The organism is Novosphingobium sp., from assembly GCF_030699305.1.
Taxonomy (GTDB): domain Bacteria; phylum Pseudomonadota; class Alphaproteobacteria; order Sphingomonadales; family Sphingomonadaceae; genus Novosphingobium.
The window spans coordinates 1-19,085 of sequence record NZ_JAUYNB010000037.1 but is presented as its reverse complement, the minus strand read 5'-3'; the positions used below and the strand labels follow the sequence as shown (position 1 = coordinate 19,085).

General features: G+C 56.7%; 18 protein-coding genes and 1 tRNA gene. 14 read left to right on the top strand and 5 right to left on the bottom strand.

Annotated features, from left to right (window positions below):
• Positions 1-10 precede the first annotated feature (10 nt).
• Positions 11-334: a DUF3297 family protein gene (locus Q8Q53_RS14270; RefSeq protein ID WP_305702455.1), complete on the bottom strand. Its 324-nt coding sequence runs from the start codon at positions 332-334 to the stop codon at positions 11-13.
• Positions 335-412: 78 nt separating this feature from the next.
• On the opposite strand from Q8Q53_RS14270, the gene Q8Q53_RS14265 reads away from it, so the two are divergent.
• Positions 413-487 (top strand) — tRNA-Val (locus Q8Q53_RS14265).
• A gap of 122 nt (positions 488-609) precedes the next feature.
• Here the strand turns inward: Q8Q53_RS14265 and Q8Q53_RS14260 are convergent.
• Positions 610-1,707, bottom strand: coding sequence for a tyrosine-type recombinase/integrase (locus Q8Q53_RS14260; RefSeq protein WP_305702454.1), 1,098 nt, complete (start codon positions 1,705-1,707; stop codon positions 610-612).
• 20 nt (positions 1,708-1,727) lie between these two features.
• On the opposite strand from Q8Q53_RS14260, the gene Q8Q53_RS14255 reads away from it, so the two are divergent.
• The 3 genes from Q8Q53_RS14255 to Q8Q53_RS14245 all read left to right on the top strand — a co-directional run bounded on the left by Q8Q53_RS14255 (position 1,728) and on the right by Q8Q53_RS14245 (position 3,115).
• Positions 1,728-2,111: a hypothetical protein gene (locus Q8Q53_RS14255; RefSeq protein WP_305702453.1), complete on the top strand. Its 384-nt coding sequence runs from the start codon at positions 1,728-1,730 to the stop codon at positions 2,109-2,111.
• A gap of 163 nt (positions 2,112-2,274) precedes the next feature.
• Positions 2,275-2,658, top strand: a complete 384-nt coding sequence (locus Q8Q53_RS14250; RefSeq protein WP_305702452.1) for a helix-turn-helix domain-containing protein — start codon at positions 2,275-2,277, stop codon at positions 2,656-2,658.
• Positions 2,651-3,115, top strand: coding sequence for a hypothetical protein (locus Q8Q53_RS14245; RefSeq protein WP_305702451.1), 465 nt, complete (start codon positions 2,651-2,653; stop codon positions 3,113-3,115). Before Q8Q53_RS14250 ends, Q8Q53_RS14245 begins: the two co-directional genes overlap by 8 nt.
• On the opposite strand, the gene Q8Q53_RS14240 is transcribed toward Q8Q53_RS14245, so the two are convergent.
• A complete protein-coding gene (locus tag Q8Q53_RS14240) occupies positions 3,051-3,860 on the bottom strand; it encodes a GIY-YIG nuclease family protein (RefSeq protein ID WP_305702450.1) in 810 nt (269 codons plus the stop codon). The genes Q8Q53_RS14245 and Q8Q53_RS14240 overlap by 65 nt on opposite strands.
• An 89-nt stretch (positions 3,861-3,949) precedes the next feature.
• The gene (locus Q8Q53_RS14235) at positions 3,950-5,209 is read right to left on the bottom strand and encodes a hypothetical protein (protein ID WP_305702449.1); all 1,260 of its coding nucleotides are present in this window, start codon (positions 5,207-5,209) and stop codon (positions 3,950-3,952) included.
• 176 nt (positions 5,210-5,385) lie between these two features.
• Between Q8Q53_RS14235 and Q8Q53_RS14230 the strand changes: the two genes are divergently transcribed.
• From Q8Q53_RS14230 to Q8Q53_RS14220, 3 genes are read left to right on the top strand one after another with little or no spacing between them, the layout of a single operon-like run.
• On the top strand, positions 5,386-6,210 hold the full coding sequence (locus tag Q8Q53_RS14230; RefSeq protein ID WP_305702448.1) for a DUF3883 domain-containing protein: 825 nt from the start codon (positions 5,386-5,388) through the stop codon (positions 6,208-6,210).
• A gap of 59 nt (positions 6,211-6,269) precedes the next feature.
• A complete protein-coding gene (locus tag Q8Q53_RS14225) occupies positions 6,270-6,581 on the top strand; it encodes a helix-turn-helix domain-containing protein (protein ID WP_305702447.1) in 312 nt (103 codons plus the stop codon).
• Positions 6,578-7,840, top strand: coding sequence for a type II toxin-antitoxin system HipA family toxin (locus Q8Q53_RS14220; RefSeq protein ID WP_305702446.1), 1,263 nt, complete (start codon positions 6,578-6,580; stop codon positions 7,838-7,840). Before Q8Q53_RS14225 ends, Q8Q53_RS14220 begins: the two co-directional genes overlap by 4 nt.
• A 4-nt stretch (positions 7,841-7,844) precedes the next feature.
• On the opposite strand, the gene Q8Q53_RS14215 is transcribed toward Q8Q53_RS14220, so the two are convergent.
• Positions 7,845-8,630, bottom strand: coding sequence for a metallophosphoesterase (locus Q8Q53_RS14215; protein ID WP_305702445.1), 786 nt, complete (start codon positions 8,628-8,630; stop codon positions 7,845-7,847).
• Positions 8,631-8,754: 124 nt separating this feature from the next.
• Between Q8Q53_RS14215 and Q8Q53_RS14210 the strand changes: the two genes are divergently transcribed.
• The 7 genes from Q8Q53_RS14210 to Q8Q53_RS14180 are packed head-to-tail and all read left to right on the top strand — an operon-like array spanning position 8,755 to position 18,740.
• The gene (locus Q8Q53_RS14210) at positions 8,755-9,360 is read left to right on the top strand and encodes a restriction endonuclease subunit S (RefSeq protein ID WP_305702444.1); all 606 of its coding nucleotides are present in this window, start codon (positions 8,755-8,757) and stop codon (positions 9,358-9,360) included.
• A complete protein-coding gene (locus Q8Q53_RS14205) occupies positions 9,357-10,871 on the top strand; it encodes a type I restriction-modification system subunit M (protein ID WP_305702443.1) in 1,515 nt (504 codons plus the stop codon). Before Q8Q53_RS14210 ends, Q8Q53_RS14205 begins: the two co-directional genes overlap by 4 nt.
• Positions 10,871-11,899 carry a virulence RhuM family protein gene (locus Q8Q53_RS14200; RefSeq protein WP_305702442.1) on the top strand — a complete coding sequence of 343 codons (1,029 nt, stop codon included), beginning with the start codon at positions 10,871-10,873 and terminating at the stop codon, positions 11,897-11,899. The genes Q8Q53_RS14205 and Q8Q53_RS14200 overlap by 1 nt, the downstream gene beginning before the upstream one ends.
• Positions 11,896-13,080, top strand: coding sequence for a restriction endonuclease subunit S (locus tag Q8Q53_RS14195; RefSeq protein ID WP_305702441.1), 1,185 nt, complete (start codon positions 11,896-11,898; stop codon positions 13,078-13,080). Before Q8Q53_RS14200 ends, Q8Q53_RS14195 begins: the two co-directional genes overlap by 4 nt.
• Positions 13,077-14,729: a DUF6119 family protein gene (locus Q8Q53_RS14190; RefSeq protein WP_305702440.1), complete on the top strand. Its 1,653-nt coding sequence runs from the start codon at positions 13,077-13,079 to the stop codon at positions 14,727-14,729. Before Q8Q53_RS14195 ends, Q8Q53_RS14190 begins: the two co-directional genes overlap by 4 nt.
• Complete coding sequence (locus tag Q8Q53_RS14185; protein ID WP_305702439.1) at positions 14,726-18,001, top strand: type I restriction endonuclease subunit R; 3,276 nt, start codon at positions 14,726-14,728, stop codon at positions 17,999-18,001. Before Q8Q53_RS14190 ends, Q8Q53_RS14185 begins: the two co-directional genes overlap by 4 nt.
• The gene (locus tag Q8Q53_RS14180) at positions 17,985-18,740 is read left to right on the top strand and encodes a M48 family metallopeptidase (RefSeq protein WP_305702438.1); all 756 of its coding nucleotides are present in this window, start codon (positions 17,985-17,987) and stop codon (positions 18,738-18,740) included. Before Q8Q53_RS14185 ends, Q8Q53_RS14180 begins: the two co-directional genes overlap by 17 nt.
• Positions 18,741-19,085: the final 345 nt, after the last annotated feature.

Sequence of the window (19,085 nt, the reverse complement as noted above, 5' to 3'; positions counted from 1 at the left end):
GCGCCTCGGCTCAGGCCTTGGCGACCGGCGCGCCCTCACCCAGGTCTTCGAACCAGGCTTCGACCGGGCCGTTGAGCTTGAGCGTCAGCGGCTGGCCCTTGCGGTCCATCGTCTTGCCGGCCTGCACCCGCACCCAGCCTTCGGAAATGCAATATTCCTCGACATTGGTGCGGACCACGCCCTTGAACCGGATTCCGACGCCGCGCTGCAGCTTGTCGGAATCGAAGTATTCGCTGCGCGGGTTGATCGCCAGACGATCAGGCGGAAGGTCGGGGCTGGCCGGGACGGCGGGCGCATCGGTGGGTGCGGGAGCGGGTGTGGTTTCTTCGGTCATGATTTGCGCCTCTAGATACTCATCGTGGCTTGTCAATTCGCACGAGCCTGTCTAATGGCCCGCTTCTCAAACGGAAGTGGGCGCGTAGCTCAGTGGTAGAGCACACCCTTCACACGGGTGGGGTCGCAAGTTCAATCCTTGCCGCGCCCACCATAAATGCCCTTGAAATATAGGGAATTTATGGATGGACCCACTTCCATTCCTCGGTCGCTCGCGACGTTTGGCGGCAAAAAAGGGGTCAATTCGACCCTCGCTCGTACAAAATCCGTACAACGTCAGGGCTCCTTTCTGAGCTTGAGCTTCGTCTTAATCTCGGCCTTCATGAGACCTCGCCTGAGCGCCTCATTGATCTTGGTCTCGGTGTCCTCGGCGTGCGTGTAGGTGTTCCGCATCAGGTTCAGGTCGGACCAGCCACCGAACGCGCCGGCTGCTTTCTCATCGACCTTCTCGCGAACATTCATCTCCTGGCCAAAGCCATGTCGCCCTGCCGGGTGAAATGGAATCTGCTCGATGCCCGCAGCCTTGCAGGCCTTGGCCCAAAGCTTCCGTGGCCCGCCACGGTCAGCATAACCAAACAGTCGGAGGTTCTCTGGCTTTCGCGACCAATCACGTGGGTAGATCTCGGGAAGTGCTGTGAGCTCTGCCATCACTTCGTCGGGCACGCGCAGCCAGCGATCCCCGTGGCCCTTGGCTCCGGGAATGCAGACCATGCCCTTGGCTTTGTTGATGTGCTTGCGGGGATGCATGGAGACGGCTTGGCTGATGCGCGCACCTGTCACGAACATGAGCAAGGCCAAGGCTCCCAAGCTCGGCGAAGCCTTCTGTCGAAACTTCAGCAGCCATTCCCAGCTCCCCGGCGGGTACTTCTTCCGGCCCGTGCTCTTGCGCTTGATGTCCTGCGCGACTTTCTCCTTCGGAGTGTAGCCACGCACCCGGAAGGCGATCCCGCTTTCGCTGTCGTTGATGTTGTTCAGAACCGCCCTGACCGGCGTCACGACCTGACGGGTCCAAGTGTCCGTTGAGCAATCCGGGTAAAGCTTCGGCCCGAGCTCTCGGACGACTTTGGGGCTGATGTCCTTGATTGGTGTGGCGCCAATCTGCTCCGTTATCGGTACGAGATATGCCGCCTCCTTGGGCTTGGCGTCATATTGGAGGACGGCGTCGGCGAAGGTGATGGTCTTTTCTTCCGGATCCTCGCCTAGCAGGTGGATGCGGATGACCCTTTGCTCTTCCTTCCGGCACCAGTCCCAAGCGCCCGGTTCCTCAGATGCACCAGTGCTGCATCGGTAGTATTCGGTGATCGGCGCGCCATTGTATTCGACACGGCCGCGCGCCCACCAGACCGCGCCGCGGGGATAAGGTTCGAGGGGCATTTCTTCTGGCTTTCGATGATGTGATCGAGCTGTTCAGGGGTGATCAGCATGACCCGGCCCACCTTGTGGCAAGCGCCCCAACGATGGGCCAAGTCGCGGAGTGTGCGCGGTTTGAGGATGATGCCTTTCTCGGCAAGCAGCTCAATCCATGCTTCGGGCGTTTTGGCGCGGTCCAGGATGGGTGTAAGCGTGGTCATTGCCCCGCTCCCTTCACCGAATTGCCCTGCGCTATGATGGACGGCATTTTGCTAAAGCGCTGCATGAGTGGCCTCCGGCTCGATCATGTTCGTCTGCACGAACTCCTCGACCGCATTTTCGGGAAGGAGAACCAAGCCATCGAGTTTGACGTGGCGGAGCTTTCGCCCGGCAATAAGTCGACGGATGCGGCCTTCGGGCCAACCTGAGCGCTGAACCATTTCGCGGACAGTCAACATTTGCATAGGGGTCAGATCCTTCGTATTCTGTGACATTGCCGCAGAAGGCGGTGATTAACCATGATTCGCAGCATAATACCCCTATAGTGGTATTTGGCAATATGGGTGGGCAGTGATGACGGTTGGCCAACGGATGTACGAAATTCGCCGCGATACCGGCCTCAACCAGACAAAATTCGGCAAGCTGGTCGGAATGTCGCAATCCGCTGTCGGCGTTTATGAAAGTGGCGAGCGTGATCCACCTGTGAGTGCAGTCGTGCGAGCCTGCCAGACGCGCGGGGTAGACCCAAACTGGCTGCTGTTTGGGTCCGGGATCATGTATCGGGAGACACAGTTAGAGCTGCTCGACCGCGCCATGCGACTGGGGAAGGACTTCACTATGAAGTATGAAGTCAATCCTACACGTGAAGGCGAAATCGAGCTGACAAAACTCTACTTCCAGTACCTGTTGGAGAATGGCACAATCTCAAACGAGATGGCCGACCGGCTGGCAAGGAGGGTTGCGGTCAATGAATGACAATGATCCGTTCGGCCCTGCCGAGCAACGCCTGCACAGCTTCATCGAGGACAGGTATCCCGACCGCGCTGCTGCCCAACGGACCATTGTTCGTCAATCGATCCATCAACGCACGCAACGAGAGCACGTCCGTTTCATTCTGCGGCTCTACGCTTCGATCATGAAGTGGATGAAGCCTTTGGTGCTGGCGATACTCTTTTTCGCCTCGGCCAGCTATTTTCTGCGCCTGTCTTCGCACGGGCTGTCGGCAATCATTCCAGCCGGTGACGAAGCATTGGCAGTCTTCCTCTTCGTGATCCTGTATACCTTTGAGCAGGTCTTCGGCCGTCTCGTTCGCCACGGTCAATTCTGGAATTTCAAGGAAGGTTGGCATCTTGAATTGAGCCCGGCATTCAAGCGAATGTATCGGGCCAGCCACCATTTGGTCCAGACGCGGCGAAGAGAGGGAACTCGCTGAGCTCCTGTAAAAACAGGCGCGTCTCCAAGTCCGAGCTTTGGAATCCAGGCAATTCGCACGGATCAACATTCAGATCCGCTAGCCCACCATTGACGAGAGCATACCGGTTTTGACCGCCGCACTCCGGACACCGGCGCGTTCGTTCTCGAACGCCTTTCAGGGTGAGGCGGTGACCGAACCACACGGCCAAATCCTTCGGCGCCGCCATCAATGTATAGCATCCTGCCCGGCATGCGATCTGGAGGTGCAGATCAACCGCTTCAGCCTCCTTGAGCGAAAGCAGGAGCAGTCGCGCCCGTTGCATCCGCCGCAAACTCGACTCGGTAAGAATTCTGGATTGCTCAGGCCAAGTGTTGAACAGCCGAGCGCCAGAGCGAAGCAGCCTCTGAGCCCATACCGTCTCGGCAAGCATGCAATCGATCCGGTTTGTATGGGTCTCAAGTACCCGGAACAGCGGCCAGGCGCCACGGCTGATCAGTCTGGCCATGTAGTGATATAGCTGTGCGTGCTCGGGATCTGGCCGAATTGCCTGACGCAAGTGCGATCGGATCCTACTCTTGAGTTCCGATGTCTGGCCAACATAGATCGCTGCGCCCGGCAAAATCCGCTCCAGATCGGCCGTCGTTGGATCGATGATTACATAGTTGGCGTAGGCCGAGGGCGGCACAAGCTCTGCGGTTTCAGTCGCTATCGCTTGGAATTTGGCGCGCAGTCCGTCCGAAATCAGAGGGGGCTTCGAGTGCATGCGATGATCCTTCTCGAGTTGTTGAACTCGACCTCATCATCGCCCCCTCCACTCCCGAACTTACCGCCGCCACGGCGACGGTGGGCAGTCTAATCGTTTTCAGGATACCGAGACTGATAGCGTTCGACAGGCGTGCGCCAGTTCAGGAAGAAGTCCAAAGGATCTTGTGTCCCGAGAAATTGTCGCGCGAGTGCCAGTCGATCCTGAACCCGTAGGCGCTCATCTGGGGAAAGCTGCTCTGCGCGTTGCTCGACCCCAGCCAGAAATCGCTCAACGGCCACGACCTCGCTCCAAGTTCCGATGATCGTCCGCAGGTCAGTGTCGCTTTCAACCTCTGATTGTCGGATCCGCCTTTTGTCTTCCTCGCGGTTGCGGCGGTCCTCTTCGATCAGCCATTGCTGATGCCTGATCTCCGCCTCGCGTTCCGCCTTTTCAAGCTCTTGAGCCAGTTTGGGAGCCATCGCCTCGATTTCTTGAGCAATCGCTTTGAGCTTCGGCCGCAGAGAGGCGGCTTTCGTTTCATCCCAGGTCCGTGAGAGGTTTACCCAGTGATACGGTGAATAGGCGAAGATCCGAAATCGTCCCGACGGAAGCTCTCTGGTGGTTGTCCAACTCCGATGGGAATTGCGGGAATGACGCCGTTCGAGCTCGACAGTGTCGCGCACATACTTGCCATTGAGATACCGGAGCGTGGCATTCTCCGGATATTCGAAAATGATCAGGCCGATGGCAATAGACCCGACGTACACAACCGTGGGCCGGTACGGCGACCAGTATCTCGTATGGTGCCAGTAATCGACCGCCGGCGTGTCGACATTGATCCGCCGCATCGATTCTTGGGTCGGCGCCATGACTACGCGATGCCCAATGGATTCGAGGGCGTTGAACAGGTCGTTTGCCAACGAAAGCCCCTTGTCGAGCCCCTCGCTCGACGTCACCACGTCGACCAGAAGCTTCTTGTAGGGCTTCAGATAATCCCATTCATCTATCTGCCTCGTTTTTTCGAAGTGCGCCTTGGCGCCACGAATGAGCCCATGGGTCCGGTCGCGGGGGATGCTCGGTTTCTTTCCGGAAGGCACCGGCGGCTTAGGCGGTTCCGACTTTGCCACCGGCGATCTCTCCCCTTCCTTGCTCCAATGGAGAGGATCGCCCGGTAGCGCGGCAGGCAACGGGGGCTGAGCCGGGGCCTTGCCGACAGCCACCTTTGCCCAGTAACCGCGCTCTGGCCGCGGCACGTTCAGCAAAGTGCACATTCTCGCCAGGTAGCTGCCAGACACGTCGAAGCGGGTAGCAACCTTGGTCATGGGCTCGGCCCAGACCAGCTTGTAGAGTTCTTCACGGGAGATCATGCGATTGCCTCATTGGCGGTGGTGCGGGCGCGATGGTATTACCGAGTGACGTAATGCAGCCCAAGCAACTCAAGTTGAATTTGAGCGGTAGCCGCGTAGAAAGTGCAGCCTGCCAATCCGCAGGCTGAAAAGTCAGCAGCCGAAGGGGCTATGGTCATTGGCAGCGTGGAGTTCTGATGGCCGGGGATTGGAGCGACGAACAAAATGACGCAATCGTCGCGGACTATTTCGCGATGCTCGCAGACGATCGAGCTGGCCGCAGCTACAACAAGGCCGCGCACAACCGGGTTGTGCAAGCCAAGACTGGGCGACCACGGGGCTCGATCGAATATAAGCACCAGAATATCAGCGCGGTCTTGAAGGCCCTGGGTGAGGACTGGATACCCGGCTACAAGCCAGCATTCAATTTTCAGACCTCGCTGATCGATGCCGTTGTGCGCGGACTTGATCGTGCGCCCGTGCACCTAACCAAAGAGACCCGTGCGCCGTCTTCCGTCATGGAAACACCAACGCTTTGGATCGGACCGCCGCCGACATTGAGCAATATGCCTCCGCCAGACGAACTGGAACAGATGTCGTCGATCGCGAGAAAATTCGATGTTGCCGGAAGGGATGCGCGAAATCGTGCACTCGGCCTCGCTGGTGAAGAGCGCGTGCTTGAGCATGAACGAGCCACGCTACGGGCTGCGGGTCGAACGGATCTGGCCGAACGGATCCGTTGGGTCTCCCACGTTGATGGCGACGGTGCAGGCTACGATATTCTTAGTTTTGAGCCCAACGGTCGTGACAGGCTCGTCGAGGTCAAGACGACCAATGGCTGGGAGCGGACGCCCTTCCACATTTCGCGCAACGAGTTAACCGTAGCTGAAGATCGGCGCGAGCATTGGACGCTGGTCAGGCTCTGGAACTTCAGTCGCGAACCTCGCGCATTTGAACTCCGCCCACCACTTGAAGCCCATGTTTCGCTTATGGCGACCAGTTTCCAAGCGAGTTTCCTATAAATCGGCCATATATGGCCACTAATATTGACATTTGAAGGGTTAACGGCCATATATGGCCGATGATTCTTACACTCAAAGATCAGATGACGGGCCTTGGAAGGCGGATTCGAGAGCGCCGCCTTGCCCTTGATCTTACCCAGCAAGCGGCAGCTGCAAAAGCAGGTGTAGCTCACAGAACGTGGCGACGGATGGAAGCTGAAGGCAAGGCTTCCATCGAGGACCTTGTGCGCGCCGCCATAGCCCTTCGGTGCGATGAAGGCATTGTCGGGCTATTCCCGGCGATGGCCGCAAACAGCATGGAAGATTTGCTAGCGCAGCAACGCAACGCAACCAAGTCGCAGCGGCAACGCGCTGGGGGGGCGAGGCCATGAGGCTTGCACCGGGAACGCCACTCACCATTGGACTTCTGAGCGATGCGAAATCCCCGCCGCGTTCAGTCGGCAGACTCGCGATGGCTGGCGGACTTGCGCAGCTCGAATGGTCGGCTGAAGTCATCGCCGAAGGCCTGACAATCTCTCCTCTGCGCTACCCGGTTGAGCCTGGCCTGCACCCCGCTCGCAGCCGGGCATTCGATGGCCTCCATGGCTTCCTATCGGACTGCCTGCCCGACGCTTGGGGAATGCTGTTGTTGAAGCGCCGGCTCCAGCAGATGGGGCACCGGATCGCAGACCTCGATCCGGTTGATCGGCTTGCCTTAGTGGGCACGAGAGGTCGAGGTGCACTCATCTTCCAGCCTGAAGCGCTCGCTGGCGAGGCCCCGGACAGTATCGATCTTGACGCCCTGGCCGAAGAGGCCCGCCATGTGCTGCTGGGTGAGGAGACCGAATTAGAAGCGCTCTTGGCTCGCCTGGGCGGCGGCTCTGGCGGTGCGCGGCCGAAGGTCCACGTTGCAATCGGGGCAGACGGTAGCCTGCGCGCGGGGGACGAACTGACTGTCGCGGGAGATGGCGAAATCAGTGAAGAATGGATCGTCAAATTTGCGGCGACCAACGACCCTGCTGATATCGGGCCGTTGGAGGAGGCCTACGCCAAGATGGCCCGCGCCGCGCAGATTGACATGGCTGAAACAAAGTTGATCTCTTCGGCGACCGGGCCTGGCCATTTCGCCACCAAGCGCTTCGATCGACCAACTCCAGGCAAAAGGCTTCATATGGTCAGCCTGGGCGGGGTGCTCGAAGCATCACCGCATATGCCGAGCGTCGACTACGATGGTTTCCTGAAGGCGACATTGGCAATCACCCATAGCATGGCAGACGTCGAGCAAGCCTTCCGCCGCATGCTCTTCAATGTACTCTCGCGAAATCGGGACGATCATGTCCGCCAGCATGCCTACCTCATGGATGATCGGGGAGATTGGCGGCTTGCACCCGCCTTCGACCTCACGTTCTCAAATGGCCCCGGCGGCGAACACTACATGGCGGTTCAAGGCGAAGGGCGCACGATCACGCGAGAGCATGTTGAGACATTGGGAAAAATTCACGGAGTTTCAGCAAAGCGTATTGCGGCCATCATTGAAGATGTACGCGCCGCACTCGCCGATTGGCCGACACATGCACGCGAAACCGGAGTGACGGAGTCCATGGCCACGGTGTCGGAAGGTTTGGATTCAGTGGCCCAACAGTTCGGCTGAACGATCAGATTTCGACCACCAGTTCGGGTTTGAATTCATCATTCTCGATGGCCCCACTCCGCGACTGCGGACCGTACCCCTTCGGGTTGCAAACGACGCGCGTGTTCCCCGCCATATAGTCGCAGCTCGTGTGCGTATGACCGTGAACCCAAAGCGCGGCCCCCGAATTTTCAACGAGGTGAGACAGGTCACTGCAGAACGCCGGCGTCACCGGATCATCCGCATATTGCGCATGGACAGAACGGGGATGCGGAAGGTGATGGGTGACGACGACGGTTTTGCCGTCAAACTGCTCGCGAAGCTCTTCCTCAATCCAGAAGCGCGACTCCATGTGCCACCGCAGTGTCTGTTCGGGTGAAAGAGCCTGTCGCAAGTGAGTTGGGAAAATGACCCTGAAGTCGTTCATCCATTTGCCGGCATTTCGCATTCCCAGGCGCCCGTTCCCGAAAATTTCGAAATCGGTCCACAGCGTGCTGCCGAGGAAACGAATACCGTCGATCGTGACCGAGGCATTTTGAAGCAGATGAACGCCGAGTTCGTCGGCCAACTCCTGCGCCCGCAGTGCCTCGTCCTGCATCGTGAAGCGCTGGCGATAGGCGTACCACTCATGATTTCCAGGCACATAGATAACCGGGCGACCGCCTGAACGCTCGGCCAACCAGCGAACCCCCGCGTTGAGCGGATCGTGGATATCGCCTGCGGCGATCAGCACATCGAAGTCAGGCTGCGGATCGGGCAGATCCCAGTGGCTTTGCTCAATATGAAGGTCCGAGAGTATCCAGGCACGCATGCTGGGTGCATATAGGCTGATGGAGAAATTAGCTATGTGAAGCGGCGGACTCACTGAAATAATTTTATGCAGTAACATCATTCAAGCATTGAAATCTACGGATGGCATGCGCATATAGTGCTGTATGCCCGATATTGCACTTTCAAAGATTCGCCTTAACGACGTTGCCGAGGTCCGCTCCGGCTTCCCGTTTCGAGGCGCAATTGACTCGCTTCCCCCGGGCGATGTGATGGTGCTTCAGGTTCGAGATGTCACTGTGAACGGCTCGCCTGAGTGGCCAAACCTACTCCGCAAAGAACTACCGAATTCACGGGCTCCTGACTTCCTTCGCGGAGGTGACGTGCTCATCACCACTAGGGGCCGCCGGAACGATGCTCTGGCACTTCCAGTTCCGCCGGGTGAAGCAGTCGCAGCTACCAACCTGTTCGTTATTAGAATACTGGAACGCACACCTCTGCTGCCTGCCTTCCTCGCCTGGCAAATTAATCAAAGGCCCGCGCAAGACTTCCTTATGGCTGCAGCCACGGGTTCCCACATCCTCAACCTTACGCGCCCCGCGCTAGAATCGCTGCCGATTGTCCTGTGTGACCTTGAGCAACAGCAGCAGATTGTAGATCTAGCGAGCAGTATTGCGCAGGAACAAGTCGTTCTTCAGCGCCTAATCGAAAATCGCCAGGAGCAGATGGATGCGCTGGCGTCCACATTTCTGACAGGAAAGACCATCGCATGAACGACCAGATCAAACAGGATACAGTGAACAGGGCTGCCTGGGCAGCGTGTGGCACGTTCCGTGGAACGGTCGATCCGGCAATCTACAAGGACTACATCCTTGTGATGCTATTCCTCAAGTACGTCAGCGACGTGTGGCAGGACCACCATGACGAGTATGCCCGTGAGTATGGCAATGAGCCGGCGCTAATTGCCGAGATGATGAAGAACGAGCGCTTCGTCCTTCCCGATGGCGCCACCTTCTCTGCCCTGCATGCACGCCGCCACGAGCCGGGCAATGGAGAGCGGATCGACAAGGCTTTGTCCGCGATCGAGGATGCGAACCTCGGCAAGCTCAATAACGTCTTTCAGGACATCAGCTTCAACGCCAACAAACTTGGTGAAGAAGCTCAGAAGAACGACCTGCTTCGCCAGTTGCTAGAGGACTTCGCCAAACCCGAACTGGATATGCGCCCGTCACGCATCGGCAACCTCGATGTGATCGGCAACGCCTACGAATACCTCATCAAGAACTTCGCTTCAGATGCTGGACGCAAGGCCGGGGAATTTTACACACCGCCCGAAGTGTCCGAGCTCATGGCCATCCTGATGGATATGCGGGAGGGCGAAGAAGCTTGTGACCCCGCCTGCGGTTCCGGCTCGCTTCTGATGAAGTGCGGTCGCCGCGTGCAGGAAAAGTACGGCAGCAAGAAGTATGCGCTGTACGGCCAGGAGTCGATTGGTAGCACCTGGGCCTTGGCCAAGATGAATATGTTCCTCCACGGCGAGGATAATCACCGCATTGAATGGGGCGACACCATTCGCAACCCCAAGCTGCTCGACGGTGACGACAAGCTCAAGCATTTCGACGTTGTGGTCGCCAACCCGCCCTTCAGCCTCGACAAGTGGGGTCAGGACACCGCTGAGAGCGACAAATTCAAGCGCTTTCGTCGTGGGCTACCGCCCCGGACGAAGGGCGATTACGCCTTCATTCTGCACATGGTTGAAACGATGAAGCCGCGCACCGGCCGCATGGCGGTTGTCGTGCCGCACGGGGTGCTCTTCCGTGGCGGGGCAGAGGGCAAAATCCGGCAAAAGCTGATCGAGGAAAACTTGCTTGATTGCGTGATCGGCCTGCCGGAAAAGCTGTTTTACGGGACCGGCATTCCCGCCGCGATTCTGATCCTGCGCAAGTCAAAGCCTGACAAGGACGTGCTGTTCATCGATGCGAGCCGCGAGTTCAAATCGGGCAAGAATCAGAACCAGCTGACTACTGGCCCCGACAGCAACCTCGCCAAAATCATTGCAACGGTCGAGGCCGGCCAGAGCGTGCCGAAGTACGCTCACCTCGCTACGCCGGAAGAGATCAAGGCCAACGAATTCAATCTCAACATCCCACGCTATGTCGATACCTTCGAAGAGGAGGCCGAAATCGATCTGGTGGCAATCCGCACCGAGCGGCTGAAGCTGAAGGAAGAGTTGGCGGCCCTTGAGGTGAAGATGGACGGCTACCTGAAGGAGCTTGGCTTCTGATGGCTGGCGAGATCATCCTCTACACCACCGAGGACGGGATTGGGCAGGTTGGCCTGAAAGCGGTGGACGGCAATGTCTGGCTGACCCAGGCTCAAATGGCGACGCTATTCCAAACGTCGATCCCGAATATCAACCAGCATATCAAGGCGATCCTGGCCGATGGAGAGCAGCCCGAGGCAACTCTTAAGCCGTACTTAATAGTTCAACCTGAGGGTGACCGCATGGTTGAGCGCAAGGTGACGCACTACAACCTTCCAATGATCATGGCGGTCGGCTTTCGCGTGCGATCAGCGCGCGGCATCCAGTTCCGCCAGTGGGCCGCTGCACAGCTCAGCGAATATCTGGTCAAGGGCTTCGTCATGGATGACGCCCGCCTCAAGGAACCAGGCGGCGATCCCTACTTCGACGAGCTGCTCGAGCGCATTCGCGACATCAGGGCCAGCGAGAAGCGGTTCTATCAGCAGGTTCGTGACGTATTTGCCGCCACCAGTTCCGACTATGACGCCAAATCCGAAGCCGCGAGCGCGTTCTTCAAGACTATCCAGAACAAGATGCTTTACGCGGTCACCGGTAAGACGGCGGCTGAGCTGATCGTCGATCGCGCTGATCCGGCAGCACCCAACATGCAGCTCACCTCGTGGAAAGGCAGCCGCGTCCGCAAGGGCGACGTGACGATTTCCAAGAATTACCTGACCGAAGCCGAAGTTCGAGAACTCAACCGGCTGACCACGATGTTCCTCGATTTCGCCCAGGATCGTGCAGAGCGCCGGAAGCAGACGCTCATGGCCGAATGGATTGAGCAAACCGACCGTTTCCTGACCTTCAACGAGCGCGGCGTGCTGACCGGCAAGGGCAATATGTCACACGAAGCAATGGAGACGATTGTTGGCAAACGCTATGCCACGTTCGATGCCCAGCGCCGTGAGGCCGAACGGCTGACCGCTGAGCAGGACGATGCGGCTGAGACACTCAAGGTAATTGAAGGCGTCAGTAAGCGTATCCGCAAGCGCAAAGGGGATCAGGAATGACACCCGAAGGTTGGACTGAAACCCGCTTCGGCAATGCCTTTGCCAAGCGGGCTGAGCGCGGCAAAGCTGGCCTGCCGACCATGTCGGTCACGATCAACGATGGCCTGGTTTTCCGAGATTCCATCGACAGAAAGATGGATACGAACCTTCTCGCGGAAGAGCACCTGCTCGTGCGGAAGGGCGACATTGCCTACAATATGATGCGCATGTGGCAGGGAGCCTCTGGCCTTGCCGAGGCCGATGCGCTGGTAAGTCCCGCCTATGTGGTTTTGCGTCCGACTGCAGCCATCGACCCGCTGTTCGCGGCATACCTCTTCAAGCATCCTCGGACGATTTACCTCTTCTGGGCATATTCTCATGGCCTGACCGAAGACCGGCTCAGGCTCTATTTTGATGATTTCTCGCTTATTCCGATATGCCTTCCCCCTATCTCCGAGCAACGCAAGATCGCGGAGATCTTATCAGTATGGGATCGATCCATAGAAACGGTGGAGGCGCTGGTCCAAAATGCCCGCAATCAGAAGCAAGCCCTGATGCAATCTCTTCTCACCGGCAAAAAGCGTCTGCCAGGCTTTTCGGGTGAGTGGAAGACAATAAGGCTTCGGGATATTGGGCGCTGCTACAATGGCGTTACATATTCCCCGGATGACATTGTCGATGAAAGCGGACTGTTAGTTCTAAGATCTTCAAATGTTCAAAGAGGACGCCTAGCATTTTTAGATAATGTATATGTTAATCCATTGATTAAATTTTCCTGCCTTACGATGGAAGGGGACATTTTAATTTGCGTGCGAAACGGAAGCCGAAATCTAATAGGCAAAACAGCCAGAATTGGCACAGATGCGGTTGGTTATGCGCATGGTGCTTTCATGTCCCTGTTCCGCTCAACCGATCCTGAATTCGCGTATCACCTGTTTCAATCGGACACTTACGAACAGCAGGTGAAACTTAACCTTGGAGCTACGATAAACTCGATAAACACGAGTGATCTCCACAAATTCAAATTTCTCCTGCCACCAAAAGCTGAGAGAGACCGGATCGCTGCACTTCTGAACGATGCCGATGGCGAATTGAAAATTCTGGAAACGCAGCTCGCCCACCTACATCAGGAAAAATCGGCGCTGATGCAGCAGCTCCTCACTGGCAAGCGGCGAGTGAAGATTGGTGGAGACTTTGCATGACGAAGACTCGCTCGTTTTCCATCTTCCTTTTGAAGGACGGCGTAGATGCAACGAACGCACTGAAAGACGATCACGCGCTTGAAGAGGGCGTAGCGAGCGAAAACCTTCCAGAAGGCGCCGTTCTTTACGTCTTGGATAACGTGCCCCGCCCACCGTGGTGGCGGGCATACTTCGGTGTCCAAAAGGACCTGAATCAGGTTTCAAAAGGTGCGCTTGTGTTTCTGCAGGCTTCAGGTCGCTGGTTCGCGTTGTCGTTTGGCCATGTGTTCCATAACCTCAAAGACAGCAGCTACGAATATGACTTCGGCTTGCGGGTCACACTCAACTGCGTCGATCCGGCGAAATTGCGCAGCACGGATATCTTGGAACCGAGCGGGGCAAAGCGGCAGAGAACGCAGTTGCCCACCGCCGGTGACCTCACCTTCTTCGATGTCGATGCGGATAGTACAATCCTGAAGAGCCTGACCGGCAAGGTGAAGGACGAGCATCAGGATTTGTTCAAAAGCGCGACCGGCTCAAGCAACATCCGGATTTCATCAGCGATCGAACCTGCCGGCCTGGTTGGGCTGTGCGAGCAGCTGCTCAACCTCTACGACGATGACACCTACAAAACTGCGTTCCCTGACATTCAAAATATTGCGCCTGTCCGCGACCCAAGCGTGATCGCGCAGCTCAACGGTCAATTGCTGACAGCTTTCCAAGCAAGGGATGAAGCACTGGCTTTATCCGTGCCTGACATTGTTGATTTCGGTGATGGACTCTGGGGTACGTTCACGGGCGCCAACAGGGGGGATGTGTACGACGACATCTTCATGCATCGCTACTACGAGTATCTCGATGCCGCTGGCGCCGATCTCAATGCGTTTGGGATCGACGATCTAAAGCGGCACCAGCTTGTATTGACGAATGAAGATGGCAGCGTGGTTCGAGATCGACATTCGATTTTCAAGAGCCTGATCTACGATACGACCATGAACGGCGGTGCTGATAACTACCACTTCTGCGAAGGCAATTGGTACCTGGTCGATAGCGGTTACGTGAACCGGCTGCGGACATATCTCGATCCGCTTTGCAAAGATACGACGCTCCCCGACTTCAACCACGATGACGAGGGCGCCTACAACATTGCTGCATCGGCGGCGGCAGCCGGGCGCGTTTGTCTCGACAAAACCAATATTTCAATCGTCGGCCAAAAGCAGGTCGAGCCTTGCGATATCTACGAAGTCGTTGATGACCAGGCCGTCCTGCACTGCGTGAAAATCTCGACGCTATCAGCGCAACTTAGCCACCTGTTTAATCAGGGGACTAACTCGGTGAATCTCATGCGTTCTGAGCAGCAAGCCTTGGAAAACATGAAAGCGCTCGTTGGCGCGGGTCGCCCCGATCCTGAGCGGGACGCGCTTGTTGCTCCACTCGCGAACAACAAATTTCGCGTCGTCTTCGGCATCGTAACGCACAAGGACAAAGCCGACCTTTCAAATAACCTGCCCCTGTTTTCTCGCATCAGCCTCATGAGGTGCATGAAGGAATTGCGGAGAATGGGCGTGGACGCTGAGTATTGCTTCATCCCCGACACCTCGCCGGCGACCGCAGGTAAGACCCGCAAGCGGAAGAAGAAGGCCGCCGAGCCGGAGGCGGGTGAAGAATGACCCCCAACACCGACGAACTTTCCACCTCTCACATCCCGGCACTTGCTACGTTGTGTGCGCTAGGCTGGCGGTTTCTGGCCCCTGCTGATTGCTTGGAGCAGCGTGGTGGCGAAGGCGGTGCGTTGCTTCGCGCGGATCTGATCGCGCATCTCTCTCGTCACCGATTTGACCATCGGGGAGTGCTGCACCCGCTTTCGACCAACTCGATCGATTTCATCGTTCGAACACTGTCGGCACCGCCTCTGCAGGATGGGCTGCTCGCGGCGAACCAGCGCGTGTATGACTGGCTGACTCTCGGCATAACTGTCACCGAATTCGTTGATGGCAAAAAGCTGTCGATCACGGTTCCGCTTATCAATTGGCAGGATGTGGAAGCGAACCGCTTTGTGGTGACGGAAGAGCTCGCCTTCACCACCAGCGATGGCACCCGGACGCGCCGGCCGGACATAGTCGGCTTTGTGAACGGCATCCCCATGATTGTCATCGAGGCCAAGCGTCCCGTGAGCGGCGGATCACAGCGAATGGTCGAAGAGGGCATCAGCCAGACGATCCGCAACCAGAAGGCGGATGAAATCCCGCAGCTGTTCGCCTTTGCCCAACTTCTTTTTGCCGTGTCGGGCTCCGACGGACGCTATGGAACGACCGGCACGCCGCGGAAGTTCTGGGCGTCCTGGCGCGACGAAGAGTTCGATGAAGCACATTTTCTGGCCGTCAAAAACGGCACCGCCGCCGAGGATCAAGAGAGCCTTCTGACGAACCGTGTACGCGACGTTCGCGACGGGCTGTCGCGGCGCTGGTCTTCCGAGATGGCGGTAAACGAGCAAGATCGCCTACTGATCGGCCTGGCAACCCCAGCTCGACTCCTCGAATTTGTGCGTTTCTTCATGTTCTTCGACCGGAAGGTTGGAAAGATCGCCGCGCGCCACCAACAGATGTTCGGCATCCGTAAGCTGATTGCCGAAATCTCGAAGGTGCGGCCTTCGGATCATCCCAAGGGGCCGGGGCGCGAAGGCGGCACGATCTGGCACACAACCGGCTCAGGCAAGAGCTTCACTATGGTGCTGCTCTGCAAGGCACTGTTGCTCCATTCGGATCTTGCCGAATGCCGAGTCATCGTTGTTACCGATCGGACTGATCTCGAAAAGCAACTGGCCGGCAACTTTCTGACTGCCGGAGCCTTTGGAACGTCGCTCTCCGACAAAGAAGGCGGTCGATCCAAAGCGAATTCCGGTCGCGACTTGGCCAAGCGGATCGGCAAAGGCACTGACCGGATAATCTTCACCATTATCAATAAGTTCGCCAGCGCCAGCAAACTTCCCGATTGCCGCAATGACAGCCCCAACATGATCGTGCTGGTCGATGAAGGACACCGCAGCCAGGGCGGTGAAAATCATGAGCGGATGAAGAAGGCTCTGCCCCAGGCAAGCTATGTCGCGTTCACCGGCACGCCGCTGCTGAAGGGCGAAAAGACCGAAGGCCGGTTCGGCAAGATCATCCACGCCTACACAATGCGCGACGCCATTGACGATGGAACCGTCACCCCGCTGCTCTATGAAGAGCGCAAGCCGGTGCTCGACATCAACGAGCGCGCTATCGACAGTTGGTTTGACGTCATCACGCGCGGTCTGAGCGACGAGCAGAAAACCGATCTCAAGAAGAAGTACGCCAGTAGAGGGCAGGTCTATGGCGCAGAAGGGCGAATCCGGCGCATCGCCTGGGATATTGCCACCCATTTCCGAACCAATTTCAAAGATCTCAAACTCGGCTTGAAGGGCCAAATTGCCACCGACAGCAAGCTTTCCGCAATCCGCTATAAGAAGGCGCTGGACGAGACCGGGCTAGTTTCCAGTGCCGTCGTTATCTCCCCTCCTGATACCCGTGAGGGACATGAGGACATCAACGAGAGCGAATTGCCTGAAGTTCAGCAGTGGTGGGCTGCAAACGTCAAAGGCGACCCAGAGGATAACGAAAAGCAGATTGTCGATGATTTCTCAACTGAAGGCCGACCGGACCTGCTTATCGTCGTCGACAAATTACTCACAGGCTTTGATGAGCCACGCAATGCGGTCCTCTATATCGACAAGCCCCTCAAGGCTCACAACCTTATTCAGGCCATTGCTCGCGTGAACCGCCTTCATGATGCCAAGCAATTCGGATTTCTTGTCGACTACAGAGGAATTTTGAAGGAACTGGATACTGCCATCGGAGAATATCAAGACCTCGCCGAACGGACGCAGGGTGGGTTTGATATCGCCGATCTCGACGGGCTTTATCGGGATGTTTGCACTGAATATAAACGGCTTCCCGGCTTGCATGACGAACTGTGGAGGATCTTCGATTGTGTTCACAATCGAGCTGACGAGGAGCAGTTTCGGCAGCTTCTCGTTCCGCGATATTCCGATGCAGAAGGCGGCGAACGCTATGATCTTAACCAGAAGCGCCGCGAGGACTTTTACGACGCACTGACAGCCTTTGGGATGTGCCTGAAGACGGCGCTGTCGTCGCGATCCTTCTTTGAGGACGGGGCATTCAGTGAAAAGCAAATCGCCGAATACAAGCGCGACCTGAGATTTTTTACCGCACTGCGGCAACAAGCGAAGCAGGATGCCTTTGAAACTGTCGATTTCTCACAATACGAGAAGCAAATCCGTAAGATGATCGATGCGAACGTGATCGGTGAGGAGATTGACGCTAACGGTCAACTGCTCCCGGTTGTGGGATTGGGAGCAACGGCCGATCCAGACACTTGGAGTGAGGAAAAGACTAGAAACGAGACGGATATTATCCGCAGTCGTCTGACCCGGACCATCGAGCATGATTTGGCCGATGACCCGTATGCTCAAGCTCACTTTTCCGACCTGCTACGCAAAGCGATCGCCGAAGCCGCCGCGCTGTTTGATCATCCCAGGCAACAATATGACCTCTTCGATGGCCTTGAGAAAGCTGTCTCCAGCGCAGCCATGCCGGAAATCCCTCCGCAGCTGGCGCATCACTCCCACGCACGAGCGTATTATGGCATTTTCCGTATGTACGGCGAGGAAGCGACACATACCTGGACCGACAAGCACGTGGAAGCAGCTCGCACAATCGAGAAGTTGGTTGTTTTGGCCATCGCTGAGAACTCCCTAAATCCGGCTAGTATCGAGGCTGCAATCCGCAAGGGAGTATTGCCGACACTATTTGGTCTCTTTGGTTTGGACAAAGCGAAGCTAATGACCGACGAGATCGTCAACGTTACGCGCATTGGGCTCGCCAGTGGCAAAATTAGCTGACGCGCTGCCACTGGAAGGCACCTTTCAATATGGCGAGAGCACAATTCCTTACCGGATCACATGCAGCGAACGACTTGCAGCTCGCATAAGAGTACACATACATCCGGATGCCACGATCGAGATAGAGTGTCCGCCTGATACCATTAAGCCTCAAATCGATCTCGTAATCGCGCGACGGGCGCGTTGGATTTGGCGAAATCTTTCAGAGGTACGCGAAGGCCGTCAGCATGTTCGGCCTCGTGAATTCGTATCTGGTGAAACGCACTTCTATCTGGGGCGCAGACATCAACTGAAAGTCATTCCAGAGAGCTCTTCTGCGTCATCCGTCCGACTGACGAGGGGTTCGCTGGAGGTAAGACTCCCCGTCAATGATCCTTCAGCGGTCCGACGCCGGCTAAACGCTTGGTATCGTCATAGAGCCGATGTGTATCTTAGCGAACGACTCCGCATCATTTGCGCAGACCTGCCTTGGATCGCTCGGGTTCCGCCGATGATCTTGCTTAAGATGAGAAAGCAATGGGGAAATTGTTCTCCTGACGGAAGGCTGACCCTCAACCCTGCGCTGATCAAAGCTCCGCGCCCATGCATTGACTACGTTCTTAAACATGAACTCTGCCATTTGAATGAGCACAACCACAGTCCACGATTTTACAGCCTGCTCGATCGTTGCGCACCAAATTGGCGAGCCGAGAAAGCAGAACTAGATCAACTGGCAGAGTTGCTGCTGGCCGACACCTGAACGCAGTATATGCATGCCACCCACTGATTGAACGTCTCTCGGACGTTCAGGTGTGAAATCAACTCAAGCCCAACGAGAATGCGTGGGTTCAGGTGTAGAGAACAGATCTCGACGGATCTTCTCACACATATGCTATTGCATATATATCATGAAGAATATATGCAATAGCATATCAATGAGCAGAAAAATCGACGAGATAGCGGCTGTTGAGTAGCGCTGAGAATTGACCCAGGATTATCACTGAGAGTTGACCCGGGTGGGTGTGGGTTATGTGCTGCCCACGAGAGGCCCGGTCAAGAGTTGGGTTTATCCTTTTCTGGATTGGGGTGTGGCGGAGCTGGCCCT